The organism is Saprospiraceae bacterium (assembly GCA_016712145.1).
GTDB lineage: Bacteria > Bacteroidota > Bacteroidia > Chitinophagales > Saprospiraceae > Vicinibacter.
In genome coordinates, this window is the sequence record JADJRO010000001.1 from 2478350 (window position 1) to 2497196 (window position 18847).

Annotated in this window: 19 protein-coding genes; 15 read left to right on the forward strand and 4 right to left on the reverse strand. The window is 33.8% G+C overall.

What is annotated here, in order from left to right; genetic code table 11:
• The first annotated feature begins 3 nt into the window (after positions 1–3).
• The 3 genes from IPK91_10150 (at position 4) to IPK91_10160 (ending at position 1615) form a co-directional block, all read left to right on the forward strand.
• Complete coding sequence (locus IPK91_10150; protein ID MBK8297618.1) at positions 4–339, forward strand: MmcQ/YjbR family DNA-binding protein; 336 nt, start codon at positions 4–6, stop codon at positions 337–339.
• A gap of 232 nt (positions 340–571) precedes the next feature.
• Complete coding sequence (locus tag IPK91_10155; GenBank protein MBK8297619.1) at positions 572–937, forward strand: VOC family protein; 366 nt, start codon at positions 572–574, stop codon at positions 935–937.
• 105 nt (positions 938–1042) lie between these two features.
• The gene (locus tag IPK91_10160; GenBank protein MBK8297620.1) at positions 1043–1615 is read left to right on the forward strand and encodes a hypothetical protein; all 573 of its coding nucleotides are present in this window, start codon (positions 1043–1045) and stop codon (positions 1613–1615) included.
• Between the two features lie 46 nt (positions 1616–1661).
• On the opposite strand, the gene IPK91_10165 is transcribed toward IPK91_10160, so the two are convergent.
• The 3 genes from IPK91_10165 to IPK91_10175 form a co-directional block, all read right to left on the reverse strand.
• Complete coding sequence (locus IPK91_10165; protein ID MBK8297621.1) at positions 1662–3107, reverse strand: hypothetical protein; 1446 nt, start codon at positions 3105–3107, stop codon at positions 1662–1664.
• 7 nt (positions 3108–3114) lie between these two features.
• Complete coding sequence (locus tag IPK91_10170; protein MBK8297622.1) at positions 3115–3798, reverse strand: hypothetical protein; 684 nt, start codon at positions 3796–3798, stop codon at positions 3115–3117.
• 160 nt (positions 3799–3958) lie between these two features.
• Positions 3959–4513 (reverse strand): hypothetical protein, encoded by a 555-nt coding sequence (locus IPK91_10175; protein MBK8297623.1) that lies wholly within the window; start codon positions 4511–4513, stop codon positions 3959–3961.
• Between the two features lie 91 nt (positions 4514–4604).
• Here IPK91_10175 and IPK91_10180 point away from each other — a divergent pair, with 91 nt between their 5' ends.
• The 12 genes from IPK91_10180 to IPK91_10235 all read left to right on the forward strand — a co-directional run bounded on the left by IPK91_10180 (position 4605) and on the right by IPK91_10235 (position 17701).
• On the forward strand, positions 4605–6569 hold the full coding sequence (locus IPK91_10180) for a sulfatase-like hydrolase/transferase (protein ID MBK8297624.1): 1965 nt from the start codon (positions 4605–4607) through the stop codon (positions 6567–6569).
• A 6-nt stretch (positions 6570–6575) separates the two neighbouring features.
• A complete protein-coding gene (locus tag IPK91_10185; GenBank protein ID MBK8297625.1) occupies positions 6576–6863 on the forward strand; it encodes a TfoX/Sxy family DNA transformation protein in 288 nt (95 codons plus the stop codon).
• Complete coding sequence (locus tag IPK91_10190) at positions 6860–7417, forward strand: GNAT family N-acetyltransferase (GenBank protein MBK8297626.1); 558 nt, start codon at positions 6860–6862, stop codon at positions 7415–7417. Before IPK91_10185 ends, IPK91_10190 begins: the two co-directional genes overlap by 4 nt.
• Before the next feature lie 14 nt (positions 7418–7431).
• Complete coding sequence (locus IPK91_10195) at positions 7432–7923, forward strand: CHAP domain-containing protein (GenBank protein MBK8297627.1); 492 nt, start codon at positions 7432–7434, stop codon at positions 7921–7923.
• 21 nt (positions 7924–7944) lie between these two features.
• Positions 7945–9378 (forward strand): glycosyltransferase family 39 protein, encoded by a 1434-nt coding sequence (locus tag IPK91_10200; GenBank protein ID MBK8297628.1) that lies wholly within the window; start codon positions 7945–7947, stop codon positions 9376–9378.
• A 1-nt stretch (position 9379) separates the two neighbouring features.
• On the forward strand, positions 9380–10516 hold the full coding sequence (locus IPK91_10205; GenBank protein ID MBK8297629.1) for a glycosyltransferase family 4 protein: 1137 nt from the start codon (positions 9380–9382) through the stop codon (positions 10514–10516).
• 4 nt (positions 10517–10520) lie between these two features.
• A complete protein-coding gene (locus IPK91_10210) occupies positions 10521–11933 on the forward strand; it encodes a hypothetical protein (GenBank protein ID MBK8297630.1) in 1413 nt (470 codons plus the stop codon).
• A 90-nt stretch (positions 11934–12023) separates the two neighbouring features.
• Positions 12024–12608, forward strand: coding sequence for a hypothetical protein (locus IPK91_10215; GenBank protein ID MBK8297631.1), 585 nt, complete (start codon positions 12024–12026; stop codon positions 12606–12608).
• On the forward strand, positions 12605–14476 hold the full coding sequence (locus tag IPK91_10220; protein MBK8297632.1) for a T9SS type A sorting domain-containing protein: 1872 nt from the start codon (positions 12605–12607) through the stop codon (positions 14474–14476). The genes IPK91_10215 and IPK91_10220 overlap by 4 nt, the downstream gene beginning before the upstream one ends.
• The gene (locus tag IPK91_10225) at positions 14451–14639 is read left to right on the forward strand and encodes a hypothetical protein (protein MBK8297633.1); all 189 of its coding nucleotides are present in this window, start codon (positions 14451–14453) and stop codon (positions 14637–14639) included. The genes IPK91_10220 and IPK91_10225 overlap by 26 nt, the downstream gene beginning before the upstream one ends.
• 40 nt (positions 14640–14679) lie before the next feature.
• On the forward strand, positions 14680–16725 hold the full coding sequence (locus IPK91_10230) for a S9 family peptidase (protein ID MBK8297634.1): 2046 nt from the start codon (positions 14680–14682) through the stop codon (positions 16723–16725).
• Positions 16726–16771: 46 nt separating this feature from the next.
• Entirely contained in the window at positions 16772–17701 is a 930-nt protein-coding gene (locus IPK91_10235; GenBank protein MBK8297635.1) for a 2-dehydropantoate 2-reductase, read from the forward strand.
• 32 nt (positions 17702–17733) lie between these two features.
• Here the strand turns inward: IPK91_10235 and IPK91_10240 are convergent, their stop codons facing one another.
• Positions 17734–18714 carry a hypothetical protein gene (locus tag IPK91_10240; GenBank protein MBK8297636.1) on the reverse strand — a complete coding sequence of 327 codons (981 nt, stop codon included), beginning with the start codon at positions 18712–18714 and terminating at the stop codon, positions 17734–17736.
• Positions 18715–18847: the final 133 nt, after the last annotated feature.

Below are 18847 nucleotides of genomic sequence, written 5' to 3' on the forward strand. Positions count from 1 at the left end.
AATATGATTAGTATTGATGACTTGCGTTCTATTTGTGGTAGTTTAGAAGATGTATCCGAACAAGCACATTTTGAAAAAACATCCTTCCGAACCAAGAAACGAATTTTTGCCACTTTTGATGCTAAAACCAATCTGGCCTGTGTTAAATTAGAAGAAGCAGATCAATACATTTACAATAAATTAAATCCGGATATCTACTGGCCCCTTTCTAACAAATGGGGAAGTCTCGGTTGGACCCAGGTAAAAATAGACGCCATAGAAAAAGATGCTTTTTTAGAGATTCTCATGAAAGCCTATTCTTTATCCAGTCCAAAAACCCATCCCCACGAAACTAATTAATTACGAATATTCAATTACGAATTACGAAATGAATTCGCAATTAACTCTTATTTTTGTTTATCAAAATCAATTTTGCGAGAGATAACTTCCGTAAAACATTGAATAAGCACAACCAACAACTATCAACCAACAACTATCATCTAACAACTATCATCTAACAACTATCAACCAACAACTATCATCTAACAACTATCAACCAACAACTATCATCTAACAACTATCATCTATCTCCATGAATCGCATCGTCCACTTCGAAATTCCTTGTGACAATCCTCAAAAACAGATGGATTTTTTTAAAGAAGCTTTTAATTGGAAATTTGAATCTTTTTTATCAGATGAATACTGGACTTGCAGCTCAGGTGATGCTACTACACCAGGAATTAATGGTGGTTTTATGAAGAGAAAACAACCGGGCCAACCCATCGTAAATTCAATTCAGGTTGAAAATTTAGAACAAAGCATTTCTAAAATTGAATCCCTCGGAGGAAAAATTGTTGTTCCAAAAATGCCCATTCCCACTGTCGGTTGGCTTGCCTATTTTACAGATCCTGAAGGAAATATTCATGGATTGTATCAGGAAGATGGAAACGCAAATTAATTACGAATTATTGAAGCGTAGCGTAAATCCCGCGTAATGGCGGGACGAATTTTCAATTACGAATTGAATGCGTAATTCGTAATTGAAAATCGTAATTGATTCCTAATGCTTGGTTTACCTGATTTTCCCTTAATTTTAAATGGCATTTGCTCAAATGCTTTTAAAAAATTACAGATTTTTCAATTTAAGGATGCTTGTAAGTTTGTAAGTTTATTACCATACCGGCGTAATGTAGATAAAACAGATCCGCTGGCTGTGCTTGTCGAAGCCCATGGAACTTGCAGTACCAAACATGCCCTGTTAAAACGACTTGCAGATGAACAGAATCAAACGAAAATTACGCTGCAACTCGGAATTTTTGAAATGAATGAAAACAATACACCCGTATTAAGCCCGCTACTCAAAGAAAAACAACTACAAGCAATTCCTGAAGCACATTGTTACTTAAAATATGATAAGCGTCGATTTGATTTTACAGGTAACGATAAAATAAAATTAGATATTGAAAAAGAAATTATTGCAGAATATGAAATTAATCCAAGTGATATTTTCACCCGCAAACAGGAAATACATAAAAATTTTCTTATTCAATGGCTTTTGGTAAATAAAATAAGTCATTTAAACCAGCAGCAAGTTTGGGAGCTTCGAGAAGCGTGTATCAATATAATATCAAACTAGCGTTCTTAAATATTTTATAGGTTTAGACTCAATTTCGGAAACAAAATTAAGGATGGAAAAATTTTAAAACTTCTTGTTGATCTCCTGCTTGTACAATAAGCCAATAAATTCCTTGCTTAGCTTGAAATGAAATATTTAGTTGTTGTCTGTTTTGAAAAGAATACTCCATTAATTTTAAACCTTCTATAGTGTATATACTCAGCTGACCCTTTTGAAATACATCTGTCAAATTTATCTGAATGGATTCATCTGCAACAGGATCCTGAAACTGTTGAATAAGCGATCCCTTAAAAAACTGCTTTGTTCTAGTTGTCTGACAATCCTTAACATCTACAATCCGGAATCCGGTATAATTTGAATAGGGTGGAAAAAAAGGAGACCAGATATAACTTGCATAGGCCTTTTGTTTATAAAAATCAATTCCCCAGCTTCCATAATCATCACTATCAGAACCAAACAGAGCACACGTCGTTGGATGCATTGGATCTGCAACATCAAGCACAACCAAATCTGTACGGCCACAAGCCATAATGATTTTGTGACAGCTGCTATCATAAATTAATTCATTGGCATGCCCTTTGGAATTAGCCCAGGTTTGAAAATTAGTACTGGTATCTGCCCAGGTCATAGGATGCCACCAACTGCCTTGCTTTAGATTTTTAGGATTCGAAATATCCAATACTTCCATTCCATAATAATCCAAGCTTACAAACGCATAGTGCTTATAAATGCATATTGCATTGTAGGCAGTAGCTTTATCAATTAGGGGTGCAAAGCAGTATTGTGCTATTTGTTGAATTTTCAATGGATTGGAAACATCTAACAATCGCAGTCCGCCACGATCATAACATATATAAGCAATGGAATCTTGTACCCAAATCCCCCTTGCATTATAAGCAGCCACATTAGAAGAATCTTTATGCGGAAAGGAATTGTTAAGCTTGGTTTGGCTCTTAAAAACAATTTTGTTTTTGTCTTGGATATCTAAAATGATCAACCCATTGCGCATAGCAGCTAAATACGCTAAACCGTTTTGTATAAAAACACTTCCAGCTCCGCCGATACTCCCCGGATGAACGTAATAATCCGTGACCTTTGCCTGCAATGGATTTTTCACATCAATGATTGCTAAACCTGCTTCCTGATTGGTGTTCCAAATATCTCCCAATGTCAAGTAAAGTAATTGACCTTCTTGTACGACTTGAATGGCATCCAAATTTCCAAAAAGAGTCGGTGAAATAGTTGCTACTAGTGTCGGATTATTAACCGATGAAATATCAAATATTTTAAGTCCTGCATTTTTACTGGTAATATAAACAAACGGACGATCCAATCGATCCTTTTTAATTGAAATATGAATACCAAATGCTGGATTTGAAAAAAATTCATCCCTTTGAACTAAGGATGTAGGTGGATTGCATTGTGCCTTTATGGAATGTTGAATGTAACAAACGCAAAATAATGTAAAAATGAATAATTGAATGTTTTTCATTACATCATTACTTTTTATCTCCCGAAATTGATGGTTCACAATATTTTTCAATCAAACCCAACATCTTTTCAGTATTTGCATTTTGTTTATCTGATAGTTCCTTCAATTGATCTAAACTTAGATTTTGGCCTTGCTGTGCCATAAATGTATTTAGATTCATTACATCTGAAAACCAATTGGTAAGTATGACCATCAATTGAGCCAAATTTGCCCGACTGCTTTGTAAATCAAGTGGAGGCTTATAGATAAAATGTGTGACTATATCAATCAAACCAATGGCACCAAAGGCCATAGAAAAGAAAACCTTGTCCTGGGCCGCAAAAATAATTGAAGTTACTATTAATGCAACTCCGAGATAAAATGCAAACAAATACATTAATAAGACATATTGATAAGCACTTTTGGCATCTTTAATAACGTCTTGTAAAGATTCTTTGAGGCTAATTATAGTATCGTAGGTATTTAAAACACTTCGATTCATAGCATCAAATTGTACTTTCATGTAATTTTCCTGCGGAGCCTGATTTTGCAAAGCTTGTGTACCCAGTCCTTTTATAGCATCCAAAATGTATTTCAACTCCTTTTTATCTTCGGGTTTCAACAAGGATTCCTGATCCAGTGTAGCTCCAATGTTCATGTTTTCAAACAAGGCTTTCTGCATATAGTCAAAAGCAAGGGATTTGTTTTCCATTTTATTTTTATTTGATATTTATAAAATAATATAGTAAAATAAAATTAATATAATTAGAATTTGTAAAATGTATATTTTCCTAGTTGTTTTCTTAGCCACGAATGCACGAATTAAATACGAATGAAGAAATACGATTCACAATCTATAATAGTAATTACATTCAAGCCATTAAATAGTTACTTTTAACAAGGCCTGATTCACCTATCCGATTAAATGAGCTTCCATGATCCGTACTTTTATAAATATACGACCATTTGGTACCTATCCAAATAGGTCCATCATCACCCCTCGCTGCACAAAATACACCTAAATTTCGCAAGAAGTCAACCACAACCGATTTCCATCCTTGACTCGCTTGATCAAATAAAAAAAGAAACGGATCCGCTGCATTGCTTCTGAAGATGCCGGCAATTAAATCGTTCTTTTGATTGCATATCTGCGTTTGAATATTATTTGTAATTCTTGCTGACACAGGAATTGTTGGGAGTTGCTTGAATATAACCATTGGATCTGTGGTGTTCCCTTTGAATACGATTCCCTTCGTTCCAGGTGTTCCAGTTAAACCATAAAAGATATCATGATTTGGTGCAATGGCCAATTTGGGAAAAATACCAGCCGGCAATCCACTTGTCCAGAGCCCCCAGCTGGCTTGTGCTGATGAATTTACAGTCAGAAAAAGATAGATAACAATGAAAATGAATTCTACTCCCTTCATTGGTTCGAATTAATTGAGCTTTATATAGCAAACTTAATAAATTTGCGTGAATATCTCAACAGATTAAAATCAACTCAATCAATCACTTACTATGGACTTAAAGCTAAAAATGAACTTAGGGAGATATGGTTTACTTTTTTCATATATAATCTTCTTTTGTGTTTTTAGTCTATTCATTCGCTTTTCATTCATCTTTCTTTCATTTGATAAGCTGGAACTTAGTTTTTTAAATTTTTTTAAAATATTTACCTATGGTTATGTATTTGATCTAGGTGCAGCAATCTTTATGAGCTTAGTTTACACGGTTTATCTATTGTTATTTCCAAAATTTTTAATTGGGACACTTCTAGATAAAATTATAAGCTATTTTCTACTTTTTATTTTGTTGTTTATTGTTGTATTTGGATTTCTGGCTGAATTTCCATTCTGGGCTGAATTTAATACACGATTCAATTTTATAGCAGTTGATTATTTGATTTACACCTTTGAAGTGGTAGAGAATATAAAACAATCTTATCCATTGCCTCTGATATTTGGTACCGTCTTTTCAATTATTTTCTCCTTTTTTTATATTGCTTATAAATTACGCTTATCTAGTGGTACATTTCAATCCAAAGTTAATTTTATAAATCGGCTAAAAGTTTTGGCTCCTGTATTGATAATAGCTAGTTTCTATATTTATTTTATAGAAAATAAACAAGCCGATTGGAGTCAAAATATATACAACAACGAACTATCAAAAAATGGAGTATATTCCTTTTTTGCAGCATTTAGATCCAATGAATTGGATTATGAAACATTTTACGATACGATCCAAGTTGAAAAGGCTTTTACAGAAATTAAACAAGAAATTAAACAAGAAAATCAAACATATATTGGGACGGAATTTTGGGATTTAAAACGGGATGTAAAACAAGATAGCGCGGAAACAAATCCGGATATTGTATTAATTTGCCTTGAAAGCTTTAGTGCGGACTTCATGGGCAGCTTTGGAAATTCTAAAAATATAACGCCCTACTTAGATAAATTGGTAAGTGAAAGTATTTTCTTTTCCAATTTGTATGCCACCGGAACTCGCACCGTACGTGGTATGGAGGCTTTGACTTTGTGTGTGCCACCAACCCCTGGAAACAGCATTGTTCGAAGACCAGACAATCAAAATCTTTTCTCCATTAACACGGTCTTACAAAAAAAGAATTATGAATCTTACTTTGTCTATGGAGGAGATGGCTATTTTGATAATATGAACAATTTTTTTGGTGGACAAGGATTCAACATCATTGACAGAAACCGCGGAAATCCATTGACAGATAAAATTAAAACAAGCCGGCAAAATATCCCTGATGAAGAAGTTCAATTTGAAAATGCCTGGGGTGTTTCTGATGAGGATATTTATAATCGCCTCCTCAAGGAACAAGATAAAAATTATAAAAAGCAACAGAAGGGATTCTATTTTGTAATGACTACTTCCAATCATAAACCCTATACTTTTCCAAAGGATAAAATTGATTTACCTCAAGGAAGCCGGGATGCGGCAGTAAAATATACAGATTATGCAATTGCAAAATATCTGGAAGAAGCAAAAACAAAAGCTTGGTTTAAAAATACCGTCTTTCTTATTGTTGCTGATCACTGTGCAAGCAGCGCTGGAAAGTGGGATATCAACATTTCAAAATATTTAATTCCTGCCTGGATTTATAATAGCGGTAAACAAGCCGAAAAAATCACGCGATTGGTTTCACAAATTGATTTAATTCCCACTTTGTTTGGAATTTTAAATTGGAATTATCAGTCTGAATTTTATGGAAAGGATATTTATAAAATGAAAGAAACTGAAAATCGGGCATTGCTTGGAAATTACAGAACGCTTGGATATTTAAGTCCATCAAATTTTTTAATTTTAAATGACCGAAAGAAAAGCTATGAATGGAATTATAAAGACAATCCGGAAAATTTAGAAGAAATAAGTCCGGTGAATTCACTTAACAGGCTTAAAATAATTTCCTATTATCAAACTGCCAGTTATCGATATAAATATGGAAAAATGAAACAATAACAGCAAATGGATACCGATATAAAACATAAAACCTTAATAGAATTACAAAAAATACCATCGATTGGCAAAGCCTGTGCATTGGACTTATGGAATATTGGCATACGGAAACAGTCGGACTTAAAAGATAAAAATCCCTTGGAATTATACCTTCGGCTCAATGAAATTACAGAACAAACACATGATATTTGTATGCTCTACACCTTTCGGTGCGCCGTTTACTTTGCTTCTGAAAAAACACACGAAGCCCAAAAATTAAACTGGTGGTACTGGAAGGACAAAAAATACAATGAATGAACCCAAAAGCAGCTGATCTAAGTATTCGTGAATTACAAACTGAGGACCTTGATCCGCTGATTGCATATTGGACTCAGGCAGATCCCGCTTTTTTAACAAATATGGGTGTTGATCTTACCAAAATGCCGAAGGAATCAGAATGGCGAGCATTTCTATCCAAACAACTTACCCAAACGTATTACGAAAAAGAATCCTATTGCTTAATTTGGTTATTAAATAATAAAGCAGTTGGACATTCCAATATCAGTAAAATAAGTTTTGGTGAGAATGCGTTTATGCATCTTCACTTATGGAAACCGGATCATCGAACAAAAGGACTTGGAATCCAATTTGTACAAAAATGCATTCCCGTCTTTTTTAAGAACATGGAATTGAAAGAATTGTATTGTGAACCGTATGCTTTAAATCCGGGACCCAACAAACTCTTGCAAAAAATTGGATTTAATTTTGTCCATCAATACATCGGAGTCCCTGGTTGGCTAAATTTCGAACAAGCGGTAAACCTTTGGCAATTGACTAAAGAAAATTATTTAAATTTGAAAAATAATTGGTAACCGGTTTAAAAATCATGCAAAAAATTTTACTTCTAATCTGCACCTGGATTCCCATTGGACTTTCAGCACAGCAGGATGATTCGTTGCGTTCTGATTCGATTCCGCCACTTAATTTAAAAATTTTGGAATTTGTTCAATCTAAAATCGGAAAAAAAGTAGACCGTGGTGAATGTTGGGACCTGGCTGCTCAAGCTTTAGACCTTGCTGGGGCCACGTGGAATCATCAATACAAATTTGGAAAACTACTTGAATTAGAAACAGATACCATCTATCCTGGAGATATCATTCAATTTGAACGCGTAAAACTCAAGTACGTCAAAAATGGCATCACCTTTCATGAAGAAATGAAACATCATACTGCCATAATTTATGAAGTACTATCAAATACCGCTTTTACATTGGCACACCAAAATACAGGATTCTCAGGAAAAAAAGTTGGCCTCAGCCCAATTGATCTGGAAACCCTTAAAAGAGGGCGAATTAAACTCTATAGACCCACACCTTGAATTTTGTAATATGGGAGTCTATTGAAAACTAATCTTTTATATATACTTACAGACATTCGTTTTTGGATTGTATTGTTCTTTGTGGTTCGTCTTCATGGAATTACAAGACCTCCTCTTGAGTTTGCTCATAATTGGAGACAAACCACCGTTTGCATGGTTTCTAGAAATTTCCTTGAAACCGATGCGAATCTTTTCTATCCAAGATTAGATATAGCAGGTGAAAAAACTGGAATTACAGGAATGGAGTTTCCAATATTTAATTATTTAATTTTTTTAGTATCTAAAATATTTGGTTACGAACATTGGTATGGCCGGCTTATAAACTTAATTATTTCGAGCATTGGAATGTGGTATTTTTACCTCCTCCTTAAAAAATATTTTACAATAGAAATTGCTAAAAATGCAACATTCATCTTAATTTTTTCTATTTGGTTTAGTTACTCCAGAAAACTTATGCCAGATACATTTTCAATGTCTTTTATATTGGCAGCATTATACTACGGTACAAATTATTTTGATAATCCTGCAAAAAAAATAAATCTACTACTTTATTTCCTATTAGCATGTATTGGGATTCTTAGTAAATTAACTTCTGGATATTTATTAGTACTTTTTCTGGTATTTATTTTCAAGGATAACCATTCGTTTTGGGTTAAACTTAATTTCATTCTTACCAGTTTGTTGGTGCTCGTTTTTCCTGCATTTTGGTATTTTTATTGGGTACCAAACTTAGTAAGTGAGTATGGTTTTTGGCATTTTTTTATGGGAAAACCCATTGTGGAGGGCTTTAGGGAATTGCTTATTGATTGGTCAGAATCTATAAAAAAGTTTTATTCCTCAGGAATTAAATACATTGCATTTGGATTTTTTACAATCGGTTTGATTAAATCTATTTTTGAAAAAAATCAATTACTTCTCTATGTGTTTTCAATTTGCTTAAGTGCATTTTTTATAGTCATGTGCAAATCCGGCTGGACTTTCGCACATCACGAATATTACATCATACCATTTGTACCTGTAATGTGTTTATTTGCTGCATCTGGATTGAGTTTGATAAAAAACAGTATTTTCAAATATTTAATTCTAATTGCCATTGGATTCGAAGGCTTTGTTAATCAAAAACACGATTTTAGAATCAAAGAACCATTTGGCAACTTGATATTTCTTGAGAAAGACTTGGATCAGTTTTCTATAAGGACAGATTTAATTATGATAAATAGCGGATTATTTCCAACGCCTATGTATTTTGCTCACCGAAAGGGTTGGGTTGAAAGCAATGACAAAATAATTAATAAAGACTATATGGATGCCGCTATAAATTTGGGTCTAAAATATGTGGTGATTCTTAAAAGAGCATTGGGCACAGAAATTAAATTAGATTATCCTTGCATATTTAATACGCAGGACTATGCGATTTATAAAGTGTCAGATCAAAATTCTCCTAACAGTAAATAATATGCAGTGGAATATTGGATTTGATGCTAAAAGATTGTTCAATAACTTTACCGGACTGGGAAATTACAGCAGGAATTTGTTGGATGGCCTGCCTGTACAGAATCCTGATTTTAACTTTCATTTATATACTCCTTTCATTAAACAAGAAGACCTATTAAATTCCTTTCATTCAAAATCATTTAATATACACCTCCCTTCCACTTCTTTAAAAGCGTTTTGGAGGTCTTTTGGCATCACCACAGATTTAATTAAGGATCAAATTCATTTATACCACGGTTTAAGCAATGAAATTCCATTTAACTTTCCTAAAAATAAAATAAAATCGGTTGTAACAATTCATGATTTAATTTTTAAAATATATCCTAACACCTACCCCTTAACGGACCGAATAATCTACAATCTAAAATGCAAATACGCTTGTAAGCATGTTGATTTAATTCTGGCTTGTTCAGAAAGTTCTAAAAACGATATTTGCAACTTTTATTCAACAAATCCTGATAAAATTAAAGTGCTTTATCAAAGTTGCAACCCGGAATTTAAAATTCAAAAAAATTCCGCACATAAAAAAAATATACTAGATAAATACAAGCTACCGAATCAATTTTACCTATATGTGGGTATTATTGAGCCCCGAAAAAATATATTGCTTTTAATTGAGGCCTACGCTCAACTGCACAATGATCTGAAAATTCCTTTGGTGATTGTTGGAAAAAACGCTGCCTTCAAACATGAATTACTAAAGAAAGCCGAAAAACTTCAACTACTAAATCAAATTGTATTTGTACATGACTTAAAAAGTGTTCAAGACTTGAGTGCTGTATATCAATCTGCCGAAATATTTATTTATCCATCCCGATATGAAGGATTTGGCATTCCGATACTGGAAGCAGCATTTAGTAAAACATCAATTATTACGAGCAAAAGCTCCTCCTTACCTGAGGCAGGTGGACCTCATTGTAACTATTTTAATCCTGATAATTCGGAAGAGCTTTGTTTTCAAATTGAAAAAATACTTACTGATGAAGCATTCAAAAAATCATCCATTGAAAAAACCTACCAGCATGCTGAATTACATTTCAATAATGCTACAATTCAGAATCAATTGATCCAATATTATAAAAACTTATTAGAAATTTGATCCTTTGAAAAAATTTATTAAGCATCCTGGATTTATATTACCGCTTTTAGCAATCTTTTTCAGGTTTTGGAGTTTTTTCCCGCCGGTCATTGATCACGACGAATCTACCTATCTGATTATTGCCAGGGATCTTTCACAAGGATCCATTTATCTAAAAGATGTCATTGACACCAAACCCATCGGTATCTTCTGGATCTATCAGTTGTTAGAATTTTTAAGTTTTGGATCAATTGGTATGACGCGATTCGTTGCATCGGTTTGGATTGGAATCACTGCATTTTTTATATTTAAATTTATTATTAAAAGTACACAGAACGTTAATGCGTCATGGTTTGGAAGTATTTCCTACATTTTAATCGTTTCAATTTTCAAAAACTGGGGCGTAAGCCCAAATACAGAAATTTATTTCAATCTGTTTACGCTAGCTGCAATCTATTTGACTTTATTTAATAAAACCAAACACATAGAAATTATATCTGGTTTATTGTTGGGATTTGCTTTCATAACAAAATATGTAGCCTTATCAGAAGCTGGGGTTATTGGGTCGTTTTTAATCATTCAAGCAAGTCTTCAAAATAATTTGAATCGCCAACTCCTTTTCAAGCTTCTTAAATTACTAGTTGGTTTTATTGTACCGATATGTCTGATGTTGACTTACTTCTATAATTATAAACTATTGGATCAATTCTTTTATTTCAATTTTGATGTTTTGAGTCGATATCCTTCAGATATTACTATATCCAACAGCCTGATATTTATTGGAGATTTTTGTGGCCGTTATTTTATTTGGATCTTACTTGCAATTGCCGGCCTACTTCAACTAAAAAAACGTTCTGATTTATTATCTATTTTATTTTATATATGGATTTTGTATGATTTAATTATCATCGTTTTACCTGGAAAAGGATTCAGTCATTATTTTATTCAGTTGATGATTCCAATAAGTCTTTTAGCAGGTTTTGGTAGTCTTGAGCTTTTTAAAATGCAAGCATTAATTAAAAATAAAAGACGGATCGTATCTGTTTGTTTAATATTAATTCCACTGATATTCTATTTTCAAAAACAAAGTTATTATAATCGTAAAACAGATATTACCGAACTGTACACCTTCTTAAGTAAGGAACTAAAACCTGGAGAACGGATATACACTGGCAATTCTGCTCACATTCTCTATTATCTACTAAATTTAAAAAGTCCTAGTCCTTACATTCATGCTTCTTTGCTTTGGAATCCGGAACATTTGGAAGCACTTCAACTTAATTTAAATGACGAAGCAGATCGAATTTTAGAATCTAAACCACGATATATATTAATAAAAGAACCGATTACAGATTCAACGATGCTTAAAAAAATTTTTATAAGTTATTCAGAAATAAAATTAATCGGAAATAAAACACATGTTTTAAGCATTCAATAAGGCTATCAAATTGATACTTTTTGTCCATCCAAATAGAAGTATTTTAGGTTTCAGATAGAATTTATTATTTTTAATCGAAAATTCAAACAAATGAAAAAAATAGCCCTTGGTGGCTTAGTAGCTGGCTTTATCTATTTTGCCTTTCAATCCATCATGTGGATGGGTGGTTTTCACAATGACTTCAGTCAATACACCTCCAACAGCAAGGCCATATTGGATGTATTAAATCAAAATTTAACCGGAGACGGACTCTATATGATCCCAAGTGCCGACCCAAATAGTCCAACTAAAGAAAAAGAAGAAGAAGAACTCATGACAAATAATTTGGGTAAACCCTGGGCCATGATCTTTTATCATCAACAAATGGACGGTATGTCTGCGTCTTATTTACTCCTCGGTGTCCTGTATGCAATGCTTTCGGGATTTTTGGTTGCTTTTGTTTTATATTATGGTGCATTTGAGCATTATTCTATACGATTTGCTGTTTCCATCTGCTTTGCTTTGTTTGCACTATTTCAAGGCATACTGGATGATATGAATTGGTTTTCTTTTCCATGGCATTATATTAAAGCTGAAATGATTGACCTACTTTTAGGTTGGACATTAAGTTCCCTTTGGTTAGCCTGGTATTTTAATAAATCTAATAAATTAATTTTATATAATTTCAACAAATGAAATATTATTTAACGCTGGCATTATTTTGTTTTTATAATTTAATAGCCAATAGTCAGGAATTGATTATTACACCAACGGCTCCATCTGCACCATCAGGGCAAAGGAATTCAAGTAAAAAAGAACTTGTTGCATACGATGCAAACAATAAACCGGAAGGCGATTGGAGGTTTAAAATTAATACACGTTTTAATGTAACCGAACACGAGAGTCCGGATGTTAAAGCCATTAAAGAACTATGGAATCAAACTAAAAAACAAACGTATAAAGGCCCAGCGGAGGAGCCGACATTATTAACTCCTGATCCTGTAATTTCAAGAAAATTTGAAGGTCCCTGGATGCTTAACGGAACACCTCCGGATAATTCATTGGCTATCTCTACCGGTGGAAATATTGTTGCCGTTAATAATGATGGAATTGAATATTACAGCTCAACGGGTACCTACTTCTCCGGAAAATATTGGTCTGATTTTTTTACAGGAAATGATATAACAAGTAAACTGTATGATCCTAAAGTAATCTTCGATTCAGATAAAAATCGTTTCATCCTGGTTGTACTTCATGGTAGTAAAGCCGATGTTTCAAAAGTATTATTGGCAATTTCTTATTCTGATAATCCAAGAATCGATGGTTGGTATTATTATACGCTTGATGGGGATCCAACCAATAGCAATTCCTGGTTTGATTATCCGGGTTTGGGTCAATCAACCGGCGATATTGTTCTTACTGGAAATCTGTTTAGCGACGATGGCGTTTCAAATGAAAGCATCATTTATCAAATTGATAAAACATCAGTGTATAACAGGGGTACTATGAAATATTACTATTATTCCGGATTAAGCAATACCCCTATCAATGCGTTTTCACTTTATCCAGTTTCCTATGGATTAAAAGGTAATTATGGTCCGGGAATTTATCTTGTAAATGCAAAATCTGGAGGATCTGATAAATTACGACTCTGGTATATTGATGATGCGACTACCGGTAATCCAAATCTATCCAGTTATACGATCACAGTACCCGCTTATGCCCCTGCAGGCAATGCCGGACAACTTGGAACCAATGATGTATTGGATTCTGGAGACAGCAGGATATTAGGTGCTTTTTATTTAAATGGAATTGTACACGTCGCTCACAATACCAGTGAAGGAAATGGATGGGGATATATTAATTATCATAGAATTACAGTGCAAACTTTAAAAGCACAATCAAGCACCTTTGGTTTACAAGGAAGTTATGACTATGCGTATCCTTGCCTTACCTGTTATGCTAACAATAAAAATGACTTATCTGTTATGATTGGATTTTTACGTAGTGGAGATGATATTTATCCACAATTTCGGGTTGTCTTTTGTGATCAGAATATGGATTGGTCTGCTTCCGTATTAGTCAATTCTGGTGAATCTTATGTTGATCTATTAAATGGAACCACCGAGCGATGGGGAGATTATATCGGTTCTTGCAGGCAATATAGTAATTCTACCTACCCAAGAATTTGGATCAATGGATCCTATGGAAGCGATGTACCTAGTGAAAGTCGTTACGACACCTACCGAAGTGCTATAGCTGAAATTTATACCATTGTTAGTGCAACCGAAAATGAAACACGCAAAGAATTAAATTCAACTGTGTTTCCAAACCCAGTTAACAATAGTTTTAATTACAGTTTCAATTTAAATGTTGCGCAACAAATATCAATAAGACTTTTAGACAATCAAGGAAAAACCGTAAAAGTATTTTACAATGATTTTTTAGTTTCAGGAATTCACAATTTAAGTTTTAATAAGACCAATCTGATCGCTGGAAATTATTTATTGGAAGTTGTAGGCAACAAAAAATTCAAAGATGAAAAGAAGATTATTATATTTTAGTATTTTATTGGTTGGCATGTTGCAGCATTCATGCCAATGTACCAAAAATAAGACTGTAGGCGGTGTTTCAAATAAAAAAGTAGAAGAAGCACCAAAACATAATTCACCGGATCAACATGAAGTTGATAGTATCAAAAACAGTTATAATAAACATCCGAAGTAGTTTATACTTTTTCCCTTAGATATTAATTTAGATTTACAATATGAAAAGAATTGCATTCTATTTATTACTATTTAGTTTCCATTTAATGTTTGCTCAAAGTAAACATGCCATTACACATGAAGACATGTGGCTGTTAAAACGAGTCGGTACGCCTGCCATAAGTCCGGATGGAAAATGGGTTGTGTTTAGTGTATTGGAACCATCTTATGATTCCAAAGAACAAATAAATGATTTATGGATCGTTCCATCTGATGCATCCGCACCGCCTCGTAAAATTACTGCTGGAAAAGCCGCAGAAAGTTCGTATTCCTGGAGCCCTGACAGTCGATTTATCGCCTTTGTAGCCAAGCGAGATGGAGAAGAGGAGTCTCAGGTCTATACACTTAATTTAGCTCAAGGCGGTGAAGCACAAAAACTAACAAAATTATCAGGCGGTGCATCCGGTCCGAAGTGGAGTCCCGATGGTTCAAAAATATTATTTACCAGTGAGGTCTATCCTTTATGTTATGCAGATTCTACAAATAAGAAAATGATTGAAGAGAAGAAAAAAATAAAATATAAAGCACGGGTATATACAAACTTTCCAATTCGAAATTGGGACCACTGGCTGGATGAAAAACAAACTCATGTGTTTGTTCAGGCTGTACATCCAGACAGCATGGCGCTAAATCTTTTTTCAAATGTAGCTATAAGTAAAGAAGCCGGATTTTCTTTCTTCAGTGCATCCTGGACTCCAGATAGCAAACACATTGTATTCGCAGCATCAACAAACAACAACACCGCAGCTTATCAAGAACCTACTTCTCAGTTATTTAGCATTTCAATATCAGGAGGTGATGCAAACCAAATTACTTCGAGTCAGGAAAATTATGAAAATCCTGATTTCAGTTTAGATGGTAATTATTTAATTTGTATTTACAGTCAGAATAATAATAATAAAGTATATAATCAAAATCGAATTGTCCGATTTGATTGGCCTTCAATGAAAAATAAAATAATTTTGAATTCAAAATTGGACAGACCCATTCAAAGTTATAGTGTTGCACCGAATAAATTATATTTAGCAGTAGAAGACCGCGGACATAATGTAATTTATACTATAAACATTTCAAATTCAGGGCTCACGAAACAGAGTAAAGAATCGATTGGCTCGTATTCAAATTTGTCTTGCTCTAAAACCACACCTGAAATTGTTGTTGGAAATTATGAATCGGCTACCATGCCTCCCGAAGTAGTTCGCATTACTGAAGAAAAATCTCATTACAGTCTAAGTTATTTTAATAAAGTAAAACTCTCCGAACTGGAATTAAATCCAATTGAAGAAATTTGGTTTAAATCAAGTCGTGGTAAACAAATTCGAAGTGTCCTCGTTAAGCCAGCAGGTTTTGATGCTTCAAAAAAATATCCTTTGCTGGTATTAATTCACGGGGGGCCAGCTGGCGCTTGGCTGGATAATTGGTCGTATCGCTGGAACTATCAGCTTTTAGCAAAACCAGGATATATTTTATTGGCAACAGATTTTACAGGTTCAACCGGTTATGGAGAAAAATTTTCTCAAGACATTGCATTGGATCCTTTTAAAGGTCCTGGTGATGAAATCAATGAAGCAGCTGCAGATGCCATAAACCGATTTGCATTTATCGATGGTACAAAACAAGCTGCTGGAGGTGCCAGCTACGGCGGACATTTAGCCAATTGGTTACAAGCTACTACATCCCATTACAAATGTTTGATCAGTCATGCCGGATTGGTAAACAGTATTTCACAATGGGGAACCAGTGATGCAATATTCAACCGTGAAACCATGAATGGTGGAACACCTTGGAGTGCTTCAAAAACATGGAAAGAACAAAACCCATTTATGTATGCAGACCAATTTAAAACACCCATGTTGGTAACAGTAGGTGAAATGGATTATCGGGTGCCTGTTAATAATTCAATCGAAAACTGGCATATTTTACAACGCCAAAAAGTTCCCAGTAAATTAATTGTATTCCCAGAAGAAAATCATTGGATATTAAAAGCAGAAAACAGCAGATTCTTTTATCAGGAAGTTCAAGCCTGGCTTGAAAAATATTTGAAATGAGCACCAAAAATTACTATTAACCTTTTAATTATTAATTCTTAATATAATGAAACACCTCGCTATCTTAGGCTTGGGAGGCGTTGGAGGCTACCTGGGTGGTATGCTTGCCCGTAACTTTGCTAATGATGCAAGTATTTCAATAAGTTTTATCTGTCGTGGTGAGCATTTAAAAAAAATACAAGACGTTGGTTTGCATGTAAAAACACCCAGCCTTGATTTTACAGTTACACCCGATCAGGCAACGGATCAAGTTGCATCATTGAAGGCAATTGATTTTCTCTTTTGTTGTACCAAAAGTTATGATTTAAAAAATGCGTTGCTTTCGCTTAAATCTTGCATGCATCCAGATAGCATTATTATCCCTCTTTTAAATGGTGTGGACAGCTATGATGAAATTAAAAAAATCTATCCCGACAATCCTGTTTGGAATGCGTGTATTTATATTGTTTCAAGGCTGATTGCCCCTGGTCAAATTTTAGTTTCTGGAATTGAACCAAAATTATATTTTGGCTCTGAAAAAACAAATGATGACACGGTGGAATTCTTTAAACAATGGATGCATGATGCTTCCATTCCCGCAATTTATACAAGAGAAATTCTTCAGGCAATGTGGGAAAAATATTTTTTCATTTCTCCAGTTGCCAGTTTAACCAGTTGGCTCAATCTTACAATAGGTGAATTCAGAATAATACCCAAACATATGGCAACGCTCTTACAATTAATTTCAGAACTTAATTCCGTAGCAGAGAAATTAGAAATTCCTGTTGATTCTCATATTGAAAAAATTGTATTAGATCGTGTAAGCTTTTTACCACATGAAACAACTTCATCAATGCATTCAGATTTTATAAAAAAATCGAAAACAGAATTGGAATCTCTTACTGGATATATAGTCCGACTGGCCAAATCACATCATATACCAGTTCCTACCTATGAAATAATTTACAAGGAATTAAGCTTAAAAAATAATTCTTAGATTTAAGTAATACGCTTTTGAATTTCAATTTTTCAGTTTATTAGTAACTCCTCAATTGTTCCGGCTACTTCCATTGCTGCGTGATACCCTATATCATTAAATACAATTCTTTTTTCTTTTTTTGAATACAATTGCACGTTGATTTTGGAACTCATACTTTCTTCAATTCTTCCATCCATTATACCTTGAATTGGTGATGCAAGTTTGGTTGCTTGACTTCTGTACGCAACTAACTCCAACAGGAACGTTTTATTTTCTAATATTATTTCAACATGATCCAATGTGATGTTGCATTTTCGAAGCCTTGTATTATTATACGTAGTAAATCGAATAAGCTGATTTTCATACCACAATCCGGCAATAAACCCAACAAAAGAATTTCGTACCCAAGGTATGTTTGCTACAGATGCCTTAAATGAAATTCCCGGTTTACTAAAATGGTTGGATTGCATCCAAACATAAGACGAAGGAAACGAATGTCCCCAGTCCTTTTCAATATACCCCCTTCCATGTTGAAAATCGAGTGCTTTTGAATGGTAAATTAGTTGTCCACAAACTGTATGATCCATACTAACAATCCCATGATAACATTCCATAAAGGGTACAAATGCATAAGGTCCCATAATTCCTGGAGAATACCAGGGTTTTGGCCAGCCAACCAAATTTTCAAACTGGAGCCTCCCTTTAATTTCGGGCAAATTCAGGATAATTTCGGTTTCTGAAAAGCGATTTTCTTCAATTTGTATATCAAATATTCCAGGTTTTGCCTTAAAAGCCGCTCCATTAAATCGATAAAATTCCGAGCGATGCAATTTTCCATTTAAAACTTGAATAAAAGCTTCTTGCTTTCCTTCCGGATCCATAGATATACCCGGTATAATAGCCAAAGCCTGATCGCAAGCTGCGTTTAGCATTTTAAAATACCACCCTTCAAAATAATTTTTGGATTTGCTCCAGCCCTGATAGTGTTCCGGATTAAAAAAGGCTTTCCATTTTGCAATTTGCTTATTCATTTTAATTAAGAATTAATAGAAGGTTATAAAGCATATATCTCTAGGTAATATATAAATTCTATTACATTTAATTTAATATGTTTAGTTATAAAAAATGTTAAAAACCAATCCAGTATTTAATAAAATAAACAAT

Excerpts from the sequence above, each read along its gene's own strand:
- IPK91_10150 (MBK8297618.1), top strand. The coding sequence starts at position 4 with ATGATTAGTATTGATGACTTGCGTTCTATTTGTGGTAGTTTAGAAGAT.
- IPK91_10155 (MBK8297619.1), top strand. The coding sequence starts at position 572 with ATGAATCGCATCGTCCACTTCGAAATTCCTTGTGACAATCCTCAAAAA.
- IPK91_10160 (MBK8297620.1), top strand. The coding sequence starts at position 1,043 with ATGCTTGGTTTACCTGATTTTCCCTTAATTTTAAATGGCATTTGCTCA.
- IPK91_10165 (MBK8297621.1), bottom strand. The coding sequence starts at position 3,107 with ATGAAAAACATTCAATTATTCATTTTTACATTATTTTGCGTTTGTTAC.
- IPK91_10170 (MBK8297622.1), bottom strand. The coding sequence starts at position 3,798 with ATGGAAAACAAATCCCTTGCTTTTGACTATATGCAGAAAGCCTTGTTT.
- IPK91_10175 (MBK8297623.1), bottom strand. The coding sequence starts at position 4,513 with ATGAAGGGAGTAGAATTCATTTTCATTGTTATCTATCTTTTTCTGACT.
- IPK91_10180 (MBK8297624.1), top strand. The coding sequence starts at position 4,605 with ATGGACTTAAAGCTAAAAATGAACTTAGGGAGATATGGTTTACTTTTT.
- IPK91_10185 (MBK8297625.1), top strand. The coding sequence starts at position 6,576 with ATGGATACCGATATAAAACATAAAACCTTAATAGAATTACAAAAAATA.
- IPK91_10190 (MBK8297626.1), top strand. The coding sequence starts at position 6,860 with ATGAACCCAAAAGCAGCTGATCTAAGTATTCGTGAATTACAAACTGAG.
- IPK91_10195 (MBK8297627.1), top strand. The coding sequence starts at position 7,432 with ATGCAAAAAATTTTACTTCTAATCTGCACCTGGATTCCCATTGGACTT.
- IPK91_10205 (MBK8297629.1), top strand. The coding sequence starts at position 9,380 with ATGCAGTGGAATATTGGATTTGATGCTAAAAGATTGTTCAATAACTTT.
- IPK91_10215 (MBK8297631.1), top strand. The coding sequence starts at position 12,024 with ATGAAAAAAATAGCCCTTGGTGGCTTAGTAGCTGGCTTTATCTATTTT.
- IPK91_10220 (MBK8297632.1), top strand. The coding sequence starts at position 12,605 with ATGAAATATTATTTAACGCTGGCATTATTTTGTTTTTATAATTTAATA.
- IPK91_10225 (MBK8297633.1), top strand. The coding sequence starts at position 14,451 with ATGAAAAGAAGATTATTATATTTTAGTATTTTATTGGTTGGCATGTTG.
- IPK91_10230 (MBK8297634.1), top strand. The coding sequence starts at position 14,680 with ATGAAAAGAATTGCATTCTATTTATTACTATTTAGTTTCCATTTAATG.
- IPK91_10235 (MBK8297635.1), top strand. The coding sequence starts at position 16,772 with ATGAAACACCTCGCTATCTTAGGCTTGGGAGGCGTTGGAGGCTACCTG.
- IPK91_10240 (MBK8297636.1), bottom strand. The coding sequence starts at position 18,714 with ATGAATAAGCAAATTGCAAAATGGAAAGCCTTTTTTAATCCGGAACAC.